Origin of the sequence: Hydrogenophaga atypica (assembly GCF_042665215.1) — a bacterium.
Classification (GTDB): domain Bacteria; phylum Pseudomonadota; class Gammaproteobacteria; order Burkholderiales; family Burkholderiaceae_C; genus Hydrogenophaga; species Hydrogenophaga defluvii_A.
The window spans coordinates 31,870-46,299 of record NZ_JBHTCA010000003.1 but is presented as its reverse complement, the minus strand read 5'-3'; the positions used below and the strand labels follow the sequence as shown (position 1 = coordinate 46,299).

The window sequence follows — 14,430 nt, the reverse complement described above, 5'->3', positions numbered from 1 at the left end:
AGACACACCATGCGTTTCACATCCACCCTCACCCGCCGCGTGATTGGCGGGCTGCTGCTGGCCTTGCTGACTGCCCAGGCCGCACTGGCTGCCGACATCCGCGTCGTCACCTCAGGCGCCTTCACCGAGGCCTACAAAAAGCTGGTGCCGCTGTTCGAGGCCGCCACCGGTCACCGGGTCATCAGCTCGTACGGTGCGTCCATCGGCAACGCCCCCGACTCGATTCCCAGTCGCTTCGCGCGCGGTGAGTCGTTCGACATGGTCATCCTGTCCGAAGGTGGGCTGGAGGCGCTGATGAAGGACGGCAAGTTGGTGCCCGGCTCGCGCGTGGACATCGTGCGCTCGCAGATCGGCGCGGCCGTGCGCAAAGGCACGCCCAAGCCCGACATCAGCACCGTGGCCGCCCTGAAGCAAACGCTGCTGAACGCCTCGTCGGTGGCCTATTCGGCCAGTGCGAGTGGCACCTACCTGTCCACCGAACTGTTCGCCAAGCTGGGCGTGCAGGAACGCCTGGCCCAGACCGGCAAAAAAATCCTCAGCGAACGGGTGGGCGCGGTGGTGGCGCGGGGCGACGCGGAGCTGGGCTTCCAGCAGGTGAGTGAGCTCATCTATTTCAAGGAGCTGGATTTCATTGGCACGCTGCCCGACGAGGTGCAACAAACCATCTTCTTCTCGGCCGGCTTGGTGCAAGGCGCACAACAACCCGAACTGGCGCGCCAACTGCTGCGCTTCCTGACCTCGCCCGCCGTGGCCGAAACCGTGCGCGCCACGGGACTGGACCCGGTGGCCCAAGGCACGGCGGGCGCCGCAAAGTGAGCCCCACCGCCCGCCCGGCCCCGCGCAGTCTGGGCGAGCTGTTCTGGGCCTTCTCCTGGCTGTCGCTGCAAGGTTTTGGCGGGGTCTTGGCGGTGGTGCACCGCGAGCTGGTCGACAAACGCCGCTGGCTCACCGAAGCCGAATTTCTGGAGGACTGGGCCGTGGCGCAGGTGATGCCCGGCCCCAACGTGTGCAACCTGGCCCTGATGTTCGGTGACCGCCACGCGGGCTGGCGTGGCGCAGCCACCGCCCTGGTCGGGTTGTTGGCCGTGCCCATGCTGCTGTTGCTGGCCCTGGGCACCTTGCTCACGCAAGGGGCCGATCAGCCGCAGGTGGCCGGCGCGCTGCGTGGCATGGGCGCGGTGGCGGCGGGCTTGATGGCCGGTGCCGGCCTCAAGCTGCTGACCAGCTTGCGCGGGCACGTGCTGGGTTTTGTGCTGGTGCTGCTGCTGGCCGCGCTCTCTTTCCTCGGGGTGGTGGTGCTGCACCTGGGGCTGCACCTCATCGTGTTGGGTGTCGGCGGTCTGGCTTGCCTGCTCACCGCCAATGCATTGCACCGGAAGCGGGCACCATGAACCTGGCCGACTGGGCGCATCTGCTGCTCTACCACCTGTCGATCTCGTTGCTGGCGGTGGGAGGCGCCATCACCCTGGTGCCCGATCTGCACCGTTTTCTGGCCACCGACCAGCGCTGGCTGACCGATTTGCAGTTCACCCAGTCGGTCACGCTGGCGCAGGCCGCGCCGGGCCCCAATGTGTTGTTCATCGCCCTCGTGGGCTGGAACGTGGGCCACAACGCGGCCGGCCCGCAGGCCGGTGCGGTGCTCACCGCCCTGCTCTCCACTGCGGGCGCACTGATTTGCACCCTGGGCGTGCTGGCCCCCAGTTCGCTGTTGACGGTTTGGGCCACGCGCTGGTGCCAGCGGCACCGCGAGCACCTGGGCGTGCAATCCTTTCGCCAAGGCATGGCGCCCATTGTGGTGGGCGTGTTGCTGGCCACCAGTTGGTTGCTGGGCCGCGCCAGCGGCACCCCCCGGCTGGACGCGGGCCTGTGGCTGCTGACCCTGGGCAGCGCCTTGCTCATCTGGCGCACCCGCCTGCACCTGCTGTGGATGCTGGCCGTGGGCGCCACGCTGGGCGCCCTGGGTTGGGTCTAAAAATACGCTGTGGCAACGACGCGACCGCTCTGGATGAAGGGGCCAGCAGCCTTCTTGCTCACGAACAAAGGAAGCGATATTCGGGGAAACCGACCGCAGGCGAGCGCCCGAGCGTCGGCCGCACCCACTCAATCAAATACCGGTCGGAAAAAGCTGCGTTCGTAGCTGATCACGCACCGCGTTTCTTCTGCGTACTTAAACGCGGCCAGGCAATCAGCGTCCTGAAATGACCGCTGCCTGTACAACTCATATTCGGCAAGCGACGGAAAACTGAACAAGGCCAACGCCACGTCGTTTGCGCCCTCCGAAGGAAGGAAGTACCCGTGGTGTTGACCACCCAGTTTTTCCACCAGCGGAATCCACAAACGCCCGTAATGCTCAAACTCTTTGAGCTTGAAGGGGTCGATGATGTACTTCAAGTAACACGTGATCATTTGAATCTGCTCCCTTGTTTTTGCGCCTGACAGGCTAGAACCTGGTCAGTTCCCAGCCACCTTCACCTTGCCGATGAGGATCGAGCCCACGGTTTTGGCACCATAGGCGTAGGCGTCGGCGCCGATGGCCTCGATTTGCTTGAACATGTCGCGCATGTTGCCGGCGATGGTGATCTCTTCCACCGGGTAAGCAATGACACCGTTTTCAACCCAGTAGCCGGCCGCGCCGCGCGAGTAATCGCCGGTGACGTAGTTCACGCCCTGGCCCATGAGCTCGGTGACGAACAGGCCGGTGCCCAGTTTGCGCAGCATCTCGTCGAGGGTGTCGCCCGGCTGGGTCAGGCGGCTGGTCATCACCAGGTTGTGCGAGCCACCGGCGTTGCCGGTGGTGCGCATGCCCAGCTTGCGGGCCGAGTAGGTGCTGAGGAAGTAGCCCAACACCTTGCCGGCGCTGAGCACCTTGCGCTTGGCGGTGCGCACACCTTCGTCGTCAAACGGCGCGCTGCCTTTGCCGCGCATCTGGAAGGGGTCTTCCACGATGTCGATGTGTTTGCTCAGCACCTGCTTGCCCAGGCTTTCGTTCAGGAAGGTGGTCTTGCGGTACAGCGCACCGCCGCTGGTGGCCTGCACGTAGGCGCCCAGCAGGCCGGCGGCCAGCGGGGCTTCGAATAGCACCGGGCATTCGGTGGTGGCGATCTTGCGACCGTGCAGGCGCGCCAGCGCGCGCTCGGCGGCGTAGCGTCCCACCGCCTCGGGGCTCGCCAACTGCTCGGGCGCACGCATGGAGCTGTACCAGGCGTCGCGCTGCATGTGTTTGCCTTTGCCGGCGATGGGGGCCACGGAGAGGCTGTGGCGCGAACTCGCGTAGCCACCGCTGAAGATGCCGGTCATGCGGCGTTCACCGCCGCGCATGTGTTCAGCAAAAAAATGCGACTGCTGGGCCGACACGCCCGCGCCCTCGCTGTTGGTGATTTTCTTGCTGGTGGCAAAGGCCGCCGCCTCGCAGGCCAGCGCGATGCGCGCGGCCTCGGCCGAGTCGATGGCCCAGGGGTGGAACAGGTCGAGGTCGGGGTATTCGTCGGCCACGTCCTCGGGGTCGGGCAGGCCGGCCACCGGGTCTTCGGCGGTGAAACGGGCGATGTCATAGGCCGCCTGCACCGTCTGGCGCACGGCGTCGGGCGAGAAGTCGGAGGTGGACGCGTTGCCGCGCCGCTGGCCCAGGTAGACGGTCACGCCCAGCGATTTGTCGCGGTTGCGCTCCACGTTCTCCAGCTCGCCCTTGCGCACCGACACGCTCAGACCCGCCCCCTCGGACACCTCCACCCCGGCGTCGGCCGCACCCAGGTGTTTGGCATGGCTCAAGGCCACATCGGCCAGCGCTTCGAACTGCGCCCGGGCGTACTGGAAACCCGGGCCGGGTTGTTGGGGATCGATGGACCGGGACGGGGCAGCGGTGGGCGAAACGGCACGGGTGGGGGTTTTCTTCATGGCGCGGCTATGATACTTGCCGCTGTCCGCCGGGCCGCGAGGATTCCCCAAAGACCATGTCCCGAAAACCCACCAAAGGTTATTACGTCCGAGGCCACTTCGTGGCCGAAGGCAGCGAGCTCGACCTGGAGCTCAAGCGCGAACTCAAGGGCTCGGTTGAACTGAGTCGCACCGATCTCAAAAAAGAAAGCGACCGCCGCCAGGCGCTGGGCGAAGCCCTGGTGACGCTGCGCGCCGACCTGCTCGCCAAGCTGGGCCTGTCCGACAAGCTGCTCGATGCCCTGGCCGAAGCCAAACGCATCACCAACTTTGAAGGCCGGCGCCGCCACATGCAGTTCATCGGCAAGCTCATGCGCCAGCTCGACGAGGACACCGTGGCCGCTGCCCAGGCTGCGCTGGACGAACAGCACAAAGGCTCGGCCGAGGAGTCTCTGGCGCTGCACCAGGCAGAACAGTGGCGCGACCGCCTGATCGCCGAAGAAGACGCGCTGACCGACTGGCTCGCCGCCTTCCCCGACACCGATGTGCAGCGCCTGCGCACCCTCATCCGCCAGGCCCGCAAGGACGCCCAGGGCGTGAAAGAACGCCCAGGTGAGGCGGTGCGCCACGGCAAGTCCTACCGCGAAATCTTCCGGCTGGTGCGTGCGACCTTGCGGGGCAACGACAGCGAAGACGACAGCGCCGACGAAACCGATACCGACCATGAGTGACACCCCACCAACTGCCACCTTCGATGCCGTGCGCATCGGCATCGTCTCCATCAGCGACCGCGCCAGCAGCGGCGTCTACGAAGACAAAGGTTTGCCCGCGCTGCAGGACTGGCTGGCGCGTGCGCTCAAGAACCCGCTCACCTTCGAGCCACGCCTCATCCCCGACGAGCAGGCCACCATCAGCCAGACGCTGATCGACCTGGTGAACGCCGGTTGTGCCCTGGTGTTGACCACCGGCGGCACCGGCCCCGCGCTGCGCGACGTGACGCCCGAGGCCACGCTGGCCGTGGCGCACAAAGAGATGCCGGGTTTTGGCGAACAGATGCGCCAGATCAGCCTGGCCTTTGTGCCCACCGCCATCCTCTCGCGCCAGGTCGCCGTGATCCGCGACAAAAGTCTGATCATCAACCTGCCCGGCCAGCCCAAAGCGATTGCCGAGACGCTGGAGGGTTTGAAGAACGCCGACGGCACGCAGAAGGTCAACGGCGTTTTTGCCGCCGTGCCTTATTGCATCGACCTCATCGGCGGCCCTTACCTCGAAACCCACGACGACATCTGCAAGGCCTTCCGGCCCAAATCGGCGGTTCGTGTGGCACGCTGAGACAAGCCTGCCATGCCCGTCGTTCTGCGTCACAAGGGTTTTCGTTTTTTCTTCTACTCCAACGAAGGGCACCCCCGCGAAGCCCTGCACATCCATGTGCGCAGCGCCGAAGGTGAGGCAAAATTCTGGCTGTCGCCCACCGTGCTGCTGGCTGACAGTGTGGGTTTCGACGCCAAGACCCTGCGCGAACTGCACGGCGTGGTGATCGACAATGCCGACTTGATTGAAAGGGCATGGCATGAACACTTCGCCTAAATCGGTGCGCATCGATGAAGACACCCTTTGGGTGCTGCTCAACGACGGGCGCACCATCGCCGCGCCTTTGGCCTGGTTCCCGCGGCTGCTGCAGGCATCGCCCGAGCAACGTGCCGAGGTGGCCTTGAGCCCCAACGGGCTTCACTGGGACGCATTGGACGAAGACATTTCTATTCAGGGCCTGCTGGCCGGCCGAGCCGATCTGACCCGCAGCGGCCATGCCGCTCACGCGTGAACACCCAAACACCTATGCACATCACCAAAAACACCGTGGTCACCATGACCTTCAAGGTCACCGACGCCCAAGGCAAGTTGCTCGAAGACGGCAAAGAACCCCGTGCCTACCTGCACGGCGGTTACGGCAACACGCTGCCCCGCGTGGAAGCCGAGCTGGAGGGCAAGGAAGCCGGCTTTCAGACCACGCTGACGCTGCCCCCCGAAGACGCCTTCGGCCCGCGTGATGAGAGTCTGGTGACCACCATGCCCAAGAAGGACTTTCCGCCCGGTGTGAAGGTGGGTGGCGAGATCAAAGGCTATGACGCCAGCGGCCACGAGCAGTGGTTCATCGTCAAGAAAATCAAGGGCGACACCGTGCACCTGGACGGCAACCACGCCTATGCCGGGCAGACGCTCAAGTTCTCACTCAAGGTGATGTCGGTGCGCGAAGCCTCGGCCGAAGAAGTGGCCCATGGCCACGCACACGGCGCCCATGGCCACCACCACTGAGTCGATTCACTTGCCGACCAACTGATTCAGTTTCTCGGCTTCAAAGCACTCTTCGCGCGCCGCGTCCTTGGGCACGCAGTCACCTGTTTTCACGCATTCCTGCAGGTGTGCGATGGCCTGCCACAGCAGGGCGATCTGGTGCTCCTGCCCGGCTGCGTTGTCGATCAGGCCACGCATGGCCTGGCTCAGCGGGTCGTCGTTCTGCGTGACGCCGTAGGCCGAGAAGCCCATCTTGGATGCGGCCTCCTCGCGCTTGGCGTCCACCTCGGCGGCAATGATGCGGGCGGGGTTGCCCACCGCCGTGGCGCCGGACGGCACGGGCTTGGTGACCACCGCGTTGCTGCCCACCTTGGCGTTGTCGCCGACGGTGAAACCGCCCAGCACCTGCGCACCCGCGCCCACCACCACGTTGCGACCCAGGGTGGGGTGGCGTTTGGCGCCTTTGGCCAGCGAGGTGCCGCCCAGGGTGACGCCCTGGTAAATGGTGGTGCCCTCGCCCACCTCAGCGGTTTCACCGATCACCACGCCCATGCCGTGATCGATGAACACGCCGGGCGCGATCTTGGCACCTGGGTGGATTTCGATGCCGGTCATCCAGCGCGAGAGATGCGAGATGAAACGCCCCAGCCACTTGAAACCGGCGTTCCAGCAGGCGTGGGCGCGGCGGTGCAGAAACAGCGCATGCAGGCCGGGGTAGCAGGTCAGCACCTCCCAGGTGCTGCGGGCAGCGGGGTCGTGGTCGAGGATGATGCGGATGTCCGCCCGGGTGCGTTCAAACATAGGGCGCACAGTCTATCGCTTCGCCTTCGCGGCCACCTGTTGCACGGCGCGGGCAACACCACGCAGGATGTGGACTTCTTCCTCGGCCAGTTGCGCGCGGTTGAGCAACTGGTTCAGGCGTGGCATCAGCTTCTTGGGCGCCGCCGGGTCGAGGAAACCCACGTCCACCAGCGCCTGCTGCCAGTGGTCCAGCACGCCGGCCACCGCCCGCGCATCGGCGGGCACCTGTTCGGGCGTGCCGCTGGGCGGCAAGGCAAAACCGCCCAGGGCTTCGCGCCACTCGTAGGCAATCAATTGCACCGCCGCCGCGAGGTTGAGCGACCCAAAGTTCGGCTCGGTGGGAATGCTCAGGCACATGTGGCAACGGTACACATCCTCGTTGGCCATGCCAAAACGCTCGCTGCCAAACAGAAATGCGACACCTGCCTGGGGCGGCGCGTCAGGGGCCACCAGCGTGGGCAGGTGCTGGCGCGGGCTGCGTGTGGGCGGGCCAAAGTCGCGCGGGGTCATGGCGGTGGCGCACAGGTGGCTGATGCCGTCCAGCGCCTCGTCCAACGTGTCCACGATGCGGGCGTTGGCCAGCACGTCGTTGGCGCCGCTGGCGCGCTGTATGGTCTCTTCGCGGCGCAACACGTTGGCCCAACGGGGCCGCACCAGCACCAGGTCGTCAAAGCCCATCACCTTCATGGCGCGCGCCACGCCGCCCACATTGCCGGCATGGCTGGTTTCGATCAGGACAAAACGGGTCTTCATGGCGGGGTTTGCCACCGGGCTGGCCGGGCGGGTAAAATCGCGCTATTGTCACCGCCATCGAGCGGCCTTTTTTTTGCTCTTAAACAAGTCATGTCGTCCAACCTGCACCCCATGCTCAACGTGGCCATCAAGGCCGCCCGTACCGCTGGCACCATCATCAACCGCGCCGCACTCGACGTCGAGTCCGTGCGCGTGGCCGCCAAACAAACCAACGATTTCGTCACCGAAATCGACCAGGCCGCCGAAAAAGCCATCATCGAAACGCTGCTCACCGCCTACCCCGACCACGGCATCTGGGCCGAGGAATCGGGCCAGCGCGAAGGCCGGGGCCGCGACAAAGACCACGTGTGGATCATCGATCCACTGGACGGCACGACCAACTTCATCCACGGCTTCCCGGTCTATTGCGTGAGCATTGCGCTCATGGTCAAGGGCCGCATCGAGCAGGCCGTGGTCTACGACCCCACCCGCAACGACCTGTTCTGCGCCACGCGTGGCCGCGGCGCCTACCTCAACGAGCGCCGCATCCGTGTGGCCAAGCGCACCACCCTGCGCGACACGCTCATCTCCACCGGCTTCCCCTTCCGCCCGGGCGACCATTTCAAGACCTACATGGCCATGCTGGCCGACGTGATGCCGCTGTGCGCCGGTGTGCGCCGTCCCGGCTCGGCCGCGCTCGACCTCGCCTACGTGGCGGCCGGTTTCTCCGACGGCTTTTTCGAGATGGGTCTGAGCCCCTGGGACGTGGCTGCGGGCTCGCTGCTGGTGACCGAGGCCGGCGGCCTGGTGGGCAATTTCACGGGTGAAGCCGACTTCCTGGAGCAGAAGGAATGTCTGGCCGCCAACCCACGCATCTACGGCCAACTGGTGACGGTGGTGGGCAAATACAGCAAATTTGCCAGCGCGGGCGATAAGGCTGCGGTGCGTCAGTCCACCGGTGAGATCGCGACCGGCGCCTCCACAGCCACGGCCGACGACAGCGCCACCGATGACGCCGCTGCGGACACCCGCTCACACGGCGAAGACGCGCCCTTCTGACCAGCTCGCCTGCTGCCCAGCTACAGCAGCGGGGTGAAATCGTCCATGTTGGGCGACGGCCGCCCGAACAGGTAGCCTTGGAACTGGAGGCACCCGTTGAGCGCGAGGAAATCGCGTTGCCCACGGGTTTCTACCCCCTCGGCCACCACCGCCAGCCCCAAGCTCTGCGCCAGGGCCAAAATGGTGCGAACAATGGCCGCATCGTCCGGATCGTCGAGCACGTCGCGCACAAAACTCTGGTCGATCTTGAGCTGGTCCAGCGGCAAGCGCTTGAGGTAGCTCAGGCTGGAGTAGCCGGTGCCGAAGTCGTCGAGCGAGAAGCTCAGGCCACAGGCTCTGAGCCGGTTCATCTTGTCGGCAATTTCCTCGGTGTCGTGCAGCAACACACTTTCGGTCAGTTCCAGTTTGAGCCGCGATGGGTTGATGCCGGCGCGGGCCACGGCCTCGCTGACCTGCGCCACAAAACCGGCACTGCGGAATTCGCGCGCGCTGATGTTGACGGCCAGACTCATGTGCGCCAGCCCCGGTGTGTCGGCCCAGCCCCGCAGGCGGTCGCAGGCCCGCTCCAGCACCCACTGCCCCAGCGGCAGGATCAGGCCACTTTGCTCGGCCACCGGGATGAAATCGGCCGGCGACACCATGCCCCGCTGGGGATGGCGCCATCGCACCAGGGCTTCTGCGCCGACCATGCGCCCGGCGGCATCGACCACCGGCTGGAAAAACAGCGCCAGTTCGTCGCGTTGCAGGCCCACACGGAGGTCGGCCTCCAGCGAGGCGCGTGCCAGCACCGCCGCCTGCATCTGGGGGTCGAAAAAGCGCAGTGTGTTGCGGCCTTCGATCTTGGCTCGGTACATGGCCAGATCGGCGCGTTTGAGCAACTCGTCCACGGTGTCATCGCCATGGCCAAACAAGGCCACACCTATGCTGGGCGAGCTGTTGTGCTCGCGCCCAGCGAGCACATAGGGTTGGTTGAGCATGACCAGCACCTTGCGCGCAATGGCCTCGGCCTCCGAAGCCGCCTGTGCCACGTCAGCGTGCAAGCCCACCAGCATGAGCACAAACTCGTCGCCGCCCAGACGTGCCACGGTGTCGGCGCTGCGCACGCCGCTTTGCAGCCGCTGCGCCACCAGTTGCAAGAGCTCGTCGCCCCGGTCGTGGCCCAAGGTGTCGTTGAGGTCTTTGAAGTTGTCCAGGTCGATGAACAGCAACGCGCCGTGTTGGCCCGCGCGCACGCTGCCGGTGATGGCCATGGCCAGGCGGTCGAGCAACAGGCGGCGGTTGGGCAGCCCGGTCAGCACATCGTGGAAAGCCAGCCGCTCGATTTCCTCTTCGGCATGCTTGCGGTCGGTCACGTCGTGGGCCAGCATGATGAAGCGCTCGGTCTCGCCGACCTGCACGGGTTTGCGCGTCACCGAGAGTTCAAACCAGCGTTCGCCCTCGGGCAACAACAAGGGGTACTGCCGCCCCACTGAAGCGCCCTGCGCGCGCGCCTCGTCAATGGCAGCCTGCACCACCTCAGCCGCCTCGGGCGCCAGCACCTCGTTGATGTGGCGCCCCAACAAATGCTCTGGCGACATGGCCAACAAACGCTCGTCGTTGCAGCTCACGTACACGTAGTGCCCGTCGGCCGTGATTTCAAACAACGGGTCGGGTATCGCTTCCAGAATGGCCTGCAACCGGTGGCGGGCGGCCTGCACCTCCTGCTGGGCCTTCATGCGCGCATCGATGTTGCGGCCCACGCCACGGTAGCCGGTGAAGCGCCCCATGGCGTCAAAGATGGGGGCACCGCTCATACTGACCCAAAAGGTTTGACCGTGCTCGCCTTCGCGCAGCAACTCCAGGTCGCGAAACACCTGGTGCGCCTCCAGCCGGCGCTGGTGTTCGGCCCAGTCCGCATCGGTCATGTTGAGGGCGCCGATTTCCTGTCGCGTCTTGCCCAGGTGGTCCTCAATCGACATGCCGGTGCCCCGCTCCAGGTCGCCGGCCGCCTGCACAAAACGGAACTGTGCGTCCTGCTCCCAATACCAGTCGGACGACAGCTCCACCAGGCTGCGAAACCGGGCCTCGCTCTGCGCCAGCGCCTCTTGGGCGTCGAAGTAGCCGGTCACGTCGGCATAGGTGCGCACCATGCCACCGTCGGGCAGCGCCCGCGTACGCACCTCAAGCGCCAGGCCCTTGAGCGTGCGCCGCCAGTAGCTGCCGGGCGCGGGCAGGCCTTCGCTGTCGAGCCTGGCCGCGTCGCTCACGTAAGCACGGCCACCGGGGTCCACCAACTCGAACTGTGGCCCAAAGGCGCCCTGCTCCTTCTGGTGGTTCACCAAGGCATGGAAGTCGGGCTTGGAGGCCAGCAACGCGGCCGGCAAATCCAGCAGATCGAGCGCGCGCTGGTTGAAACGGGTGACCACGCCATGCGCATCGACCCGCAACAGGCCCTGGTCCATGCTGTCGAGGGCGATCTGCAACTCCTGCTGCGCCTGGGTGCGTTGTTGCTCCACGCGCCAGGCGCGGAACAGCTGCCCCACGGTGCTGATGAAGGGGGCCAGAAAGTCGGCATCGGCCTGGGTGTAGCCCTCGGGCTGGTTCGCCAGCCCCACCAGGGCCACCAGCTCCCCATCCAGCTTGACCGGCAAACCCAGGTAGGCACGCAAAGGCGGGTGCCCGTGCGGGCGCCCTGTGGCACGCGGGTCGTTGTTGGGGTCGTTCGCGATCACAGCCTCTCCGGTGCGCAGGGTCACGCCCAGCAAGCTGTCGGGGCTGTCAAACACCATGCCACCCTCGGCCACCTTGGCGTAGAGCGCCTGCGAGGGCGCGTCCCAGGCGATGTTGGTCATGGCATGGATGCGCAGGTAGGGCACGCTGCCCGGACGCGGCACCACTTCGCCCACCAGCCCGTATTCGCTGTCGGTGACCTGAAGCAGCTCCTCCAGCAGCAGCTGAAACGCGCCCTGCAGGTGGCTTTGCTCGATGTAGCTGTTTTGTGCCCGGCTCACCGCCTGCAGCAGACGGTGTTGCCGAGCCAGGGTGTGTTCGGCCTGTTTGCGGGTGCTCACATCGGCATGTGAGCCCACCATGCGCAAGGGCGTGCCGTCGGGCGCATGCGCCACCGTGCGGCCCCGGCTGTGGATCCACACCCAATGCCCCGTGCGATGGCGCATGCGGAACTCGGTCTCAAGCATCGAGAGGTCGCCGCTGACCACCAACTGGCGCTGGCGCTCCAGCTGCAAGGCGTCGGCGGGGTGGACCAGGGACAACCAACGCCCGTGGTCGGTTTCCATGTCGCCACGGACATGGCCCAGCAGCGCAAACCAACGCTCGTCCATCAGCTCACGGCCACTGCGCAGGTCGCGGTCCCACAGGCCCAGATCCACTGCGCCGAGCACCAAATCCAGGCGTTGCACGGTGCTCTGCAACTGCCGCAGGTTGTCGGCCTTGGCCATCACGGCACGCACCTGCTCGGGGAATGCGTGCAAATAGCCCGCAGCCGGATCGACAATGAAGTAGTCGCTCACACCACGCCGCATGGCCTGGGCCGCGAGCGCCTCCTCCCCCGGCGCCACATGCACCAGGGCAGGCCACCGCTCCCAGGGCAGATCCGGCTCGGTCATGCAACCGTCGGGCAACATCAAGGCCATCACCACCACTTCGGGCACGGGGCCGTCGTGCGTCAGCCGCTGCACCGCTGCCGCGCGTGAGCTCACCACCTCGACCGGTTGCACCGCACCCAACGAGACCAGCGCACCGCTCAGCGCGTGCACGCGCTGGGGGTCGGCATCGATCAGCAGGGCGGTGAAGACCATTGCCCAAAGTATCGCAGCTTGTGCCGCTGGACGAACCGATCCACGCCCGGGCACGGGCGCAGGCGTTGTTTGCGCGCGCCGTTCAGCGCGGCATCAGGCGATCGCCTGAGCGGCGCTGGCGCTGGTAGGCGGGCACCAGCCACAAGGGCTGTGTCGGATCGCTGGGTGGCATGACACGCCACGCTGCGTGTCCAGCGCCGGCGGCATCAGCGGCCAGCCCGGGCGCGCGGCGCACAAGTTGCGAAAACCATTGTTGAAACCGTGCCATGTGAATGCTTCCCTTCGTGAATCAGGTGGGTGGGTGCCGTCTCACCCCGCTGGCAGAGGACGACCCACCAAAGGTACGGCGCCTCCGTATCAAAACGCGATACGGAAATCGGGCATGCTCGCAACATGAACGAGATAGATCGCCTCTACCGCTACAAAAGCCTGCTGACCAGCCGCCACGCGGTGGCCAGCGAAGAACTCATGGCCACCTTGGGCATCTCGATTGCGACGCTCAAACGCGACATGGCGCGGCTGCGCGAAACCTTGTCGTTGCCTGTGGTGTACGACCGCCTGGCCGGGGGCTACCGGCTGGCCCCAGGCAACACACGCCGCGAGCTGCCCGGCATGTGGCTGACACCGCAGGAACTGGTCGCCCTGGTCACCTTGCAACACTTGCTGAGCGAACTGGCGCCAGGGCTGCTGGGGCACAAACTGGCGCCCCTGCGCGAGCGCCTGGCCCACCTGCTGCACGACATCGACATCGACAGCCTCGGTCTGGCGCAACGCATGCGGGTGGTGCACGCCGGGCAGCGGCGGCTGCCGCCTCAGGCCTTCGACACCGTGGCCAGCGCGACGCTGCAACGCAAGCGCTTGTGGCTGCGCCACTTCAACCGCACCACCGGGCAACGGGTGGAACGCGAGGTGTCGCCTCAGCAGTTGGTGCACTACCGCGACAACTGGTACCTGGACGCCTGGTGCCATTTGCGAGAAGACCTGCGCAGCTTTTCGGTGGACGCGTTGGAGCGCTGCGAGATGCTGACCGACACACCGGCCGTGGATGTCCCGGCCGAGCAGCTCAAGCGAGCCACGCAAGCCGGCTACGGCATTTTCAGCGGGCCGCCCATCGCCCGGGCGCGCCTGCGATTCACCCCCCAACGGGCGCGTTGGGTGCGTGGTGAGCAATGGCACCCCGACCAATCGGCCCAGGTGGAGCCGGATGGCAGTTACGTGTTGGAGCTGCCCTACGCGGACGACCGCGAACTGCTGGGCGACATCCTGCGCCACGGCCCGGACTGCGAGGTTCTGGCGCCCGCCGAACTGCGCGACAAGGTGGCGCAGGCGCTGCATCAAGCCTGGCTGCGTTACACATAAAACCCAGCTACCGGACGCACCAACACAAACCCCGCCACGTGGGCGGGGTTGCGAGAGGCCGGATGGCCACAGGTACAGAGGCCAGCCCACCGCCAACAGCAGCGGGCTGACCGGGCGTCACATCACTTCTTGACGGATTCGGCAGCGGCGTCAGCACCGGCCTTTGCGGCGTCAGCTGCTTTGTCTGCAGCGGCCTTGGTGGCATCAACGGCGGCCTCAACCGACACCTTGGCGGCCTCGGCTGCCTTGTCAGCCGCTTCTTTGGTGGCGTCCACGGCGGCGCCAGCGGCGTCTTTGGCGGCTTCCACCGCAGCAGCCGGAGCGGCGTCGGTGGCAGGCGCTGCGGCAGGCGCAGCTTCAACCGGTGCCGGTGCGGGTGCAGCGGCTTCTTCTTTCTTGCCACAGGCGGCCAAGGTTGCAGCGGCCAGCACGGCGGCGATCACGAAAGACTTGTTCATGGTGTCAGGGTTCTGATGGGTGTGTTCGGGATGTCTGGTGAACGGCCGCCGAACACCCC

General features: G+C 66.1%; 17 protein-coding genes and 1 pseudogene. 10 read left to right on the top strand and 8 right to left on the bottom strand.

Going from position 1 to position 14,430, the window contains the following annotated elements; translation table 11 throughout:
• Positions 1–9 precede the first annotated feature (9 nt).
• Genes ACFQPB_RS04790 through ACFQPB_RS04780 form a run of 3 tightly spaced genes read left to right on the top strand, consistent with a single transcriptional unit; the run spans position 10 to position 1,972 of the window.
• On the top strand, positions 10–816 hold the full coding sequence (locus tag ACFQPB_RS04790; RefSeq protein ID WP_382220211.1) for a substrate-binding domain-containing protein: 807 nt from the start codon (positions 10–12) through the stop codon (positions 814–816).
• The gene (locus ACFQPB_RS04785; protein WP_382220209.1) at positions 813–1,391 is read left to right on the top strand and encodes a chromate transporter; all 579 of its coding nucleotides are present in this window, start codon (positions 813–815) and stop codon (positions 1,389–1,391) included. The genes ACFQPB_RS04790 and ACFQPB_RS04785 overlap by 4 nt, the downstream gene beginning before the upstream one ends.
• Positions 1,388–1,972 (top strand): chromate transporter, encoded by a 585-nt coding sequence (locus ACFQPB_RS04780; RefSeq protein WP_382220207.1) that lies wholly within the window; start codon positions 1,388–1,390, stop codon positions 1,970–1,972. The genes ACFQPB_RS04785 and ACFQPB_RS04780 overlap by 4 nt, the downstream gene beginning before the upstream one ends.
• A gap of 128 nt (positions 1,973–2,100) precedes the next feature.
• On the opposite strand, the gene ACFQPB_RS04775 is transcribed toward ACFQPB_RS04780, so the two are convergent.
• Entirely contained in the window at positions 2,101–2,406 is a 306-nt protein-coding gene (locus ACFQPB_RS04775; RefSeq protein WP_382220206.1) for an NIPSNAP family protein, read from the bottom strand.
• Between the two features lie 45 nt (positions 2,407–2,451).
• Positions 2,452–3,894, bottom strand: a complete 1,443-nt coding sequence (pmbA, locus tag ACFQPB_RS04770) for a metalloprotease PmbA (protein WP_382220204.1) — start codon at positions 3,892–3,894, stop codon at positions 2,452–2,454.
• A gap of 56 nt (positions 3,895–3,950) precedes the next feature.
• Between pmbA and yjgA the strand changes: the two genes are divergently transcribed.
• The 5 genes from yjgA to ACFQPB_RS04745 are packed head-to-tail and all read left to right on the top strand — an operon-like array spanning position 3,951 to position 6,186.
• Positions 3,951–4,604, top strand: coding sequence for a ribosome biogenesis factor YjgA (gene yjgA, locus ACFQPB_RS04765; protein WP_382220202.1), 654 nt, complete (start codon positions 3,951–3,953; stop codon positions 4,602–4,604).
• Positions 4,597–5,205: a molybdopterin adenylyltransferase gene (mog, locus tag ACFQPB_RS04760; protein WP_382220201.1), complete on the top strand. Its 609-nt coding sequence runs from the start codon at positions 4,597–4,599 to the stop codon at positions 5,203–5,205. Before yjgA ends, mog begins: the two co-directional genes overlap by 8 nt.
• Before the next feature lie 12 nt (positions 5,206–5,217).
• Positions 5,218–5,460 carry a DUF4160 domain-containing protein gene (locus ACFQPB_RS04755; protein WP_382220199.1) on the top strand — a complete coding sequence of 81 codons (243 nt, stop codon included), beginning with the start codon at positions 5,218–5,220 and terminating at the stop codon, positions 5,458–5,460.
• Positions 5,444–5,695, top strand: a complete 252-nt coding sequence (locus tag ACFQPB_RS04750; RefSeq protein ID WP_382220197.1) for a DUF2442 domain-containing protein — start codon at positions 5,444–5,446, stop codon at positions 5,693–5,695. Before ACFQPB_RS04755 ends, ACFQPB_RS04750 begins: the two co-directional genes overlap by 17 nt.
• Before the next feature lie 14 nt (positions 5,696–5,709).
• Positions 5,710–6,186 (top strand): FKBP-type peptidyl-prolyl cis-trans isomerase, encoded by a 477-nt coding sequence (locus ACFQPB_RS04745; protein WP_382220195.1) that lies wholly within the window; start codon positions 5,710–5,712, stop codon positions 6,184–6,186.
• A gap of 6 nt (positions 6,187–6,192) precedes the next feature.
• Here the strand turns inward: ACFQPB_RS04745 and cysE are convergent, their stop codons facing one another.
• Both cysE and ACFQPB_RS04735 read right to left on the bottom strand, forming a co-directional pair.
• Entirely contained in the window at positions 6,193–6,966 is a 774-nt protein-coding gene (gene cysE / locus ACFQPB_RS04740; RefSeq protein ID WP_382220193.1) for a serine O-acetyltransferase, read from the bottom strand.
• A gap of 12 nt (positions 6,967–6,978) precedes the next feature.
• Positions 6,979–7,719 carry an RNA methyltransferase gene (locus tag ACFQPB_RS04735; protein WP_382220191.1) on the bottom strand — a complete coding sequence of 247 codons (741 nt, stop codon included), beginning with the start codon at positions 7,717–7,719 and terminating at the stop codon, positions 6,979–6,981.
• A 90-nt stretch (positions 7,720–7,809) separates the two neighbouring features.
• Here ACFQPB_RS04735 and ACFQPB_RS04730 point away from each other — a divergent pair, with 90 nt between their 5' ends.
• Positions 7,810–8,757 carry an inositol monophosphatase family protein gene (locus ACFQPB_RS04730; protein ID WP_382220189.1) on the top strand — a complete coding sequence of 316 codons (948 nt, stop codon included), beginning with the start codon at positions 7,810–7,812 and terminating at the stop codon, positions 8,755–8,757.
• A gap of 20 nt (positions 8,758–8,777) precedes the next feature.
• Here ACFQPB_RS04730 and ACFQPB_RS23910 read toward each other — a convergent pair whose 3' ends face one another.
• The 3 genes and pseudogenes from ACFQPB_RS23910 to ACFQPB_RS04720 all read right to left on the bottom strand — a co-directional run bounded on the left by ACFQPB_RS23910 (position 8,778) and on the right by ACFQPB_RS04720 (position 12,822).
• Positions 8,778–10,472, bottom strand: a complete 1,695-nt coding sequence (locus ACFQPB_RS23910) for a putative bifunctional diguanylate cyclase/phosphodiesterase (protein WP_417453175.1) — start codon at positions 10,470–10,472, stop codon at positions 8,778–8,780.
• Positions 10,467–12,077, bottom strand: a pseudogene (locus ACFQPB_RS23905) (PAS domain-containing protein); the annotation flags it as partial. The gene ACFQPB_RS23910 and the pseudogene ACFQPB_RS23905, both read right to left, overlap by 6 nt.
• A 559-nt stretch (positions 12,078–12,636) precedes the next feature.
• Complete coding sequence (locus tag ACFQPB_RS04720) at positions 12,637–12,822, bottom strand: hypothetical protein (protein WP_382204181.1); 186 nt, start codon at positions 12,820–12,822, stop codon at positions 12,637–12,639.
• 125 nt (positions 12,823–12,947) lie between these two features.
• Here ACFQPB_RS04720 and ACFQPB_RS04715 point away from each other — a divergent pair, with 125 nt between their 5' ends.
• Positions 12,948–13,913 carry a helix-turn-helix transcriptional regulator gene (locus tag ACFQPB_RS04715; RefSeq protein ID WP_382220185.1) on the top strand — a complete coding sequence of 322 codons (966 nt, stop codon included), beginning with the start codon at positions 12,948–12,950 and terminating at the stop codon, positions 13,911–13,913.
• Positions 13,914–14,035: 122 nt separating this feature from the next.
• Here ACFQPB_RS04715 and ACFQPB_RS04710 read toward each other — a convergent pair whose 3' ends face one another.
• A complete protein-coding gene (locus tag ACFQPB_RS04710; RefSeq protein WP_382220183.1) occupies positions 14,036–14,371 on the bottom strand; it encodes a hypothetical protein in 336 nt (111 codons plus the stop codon).
• Between the last annotated feature and the right edge of the window lie 59 nt (positions 14,372–14,430).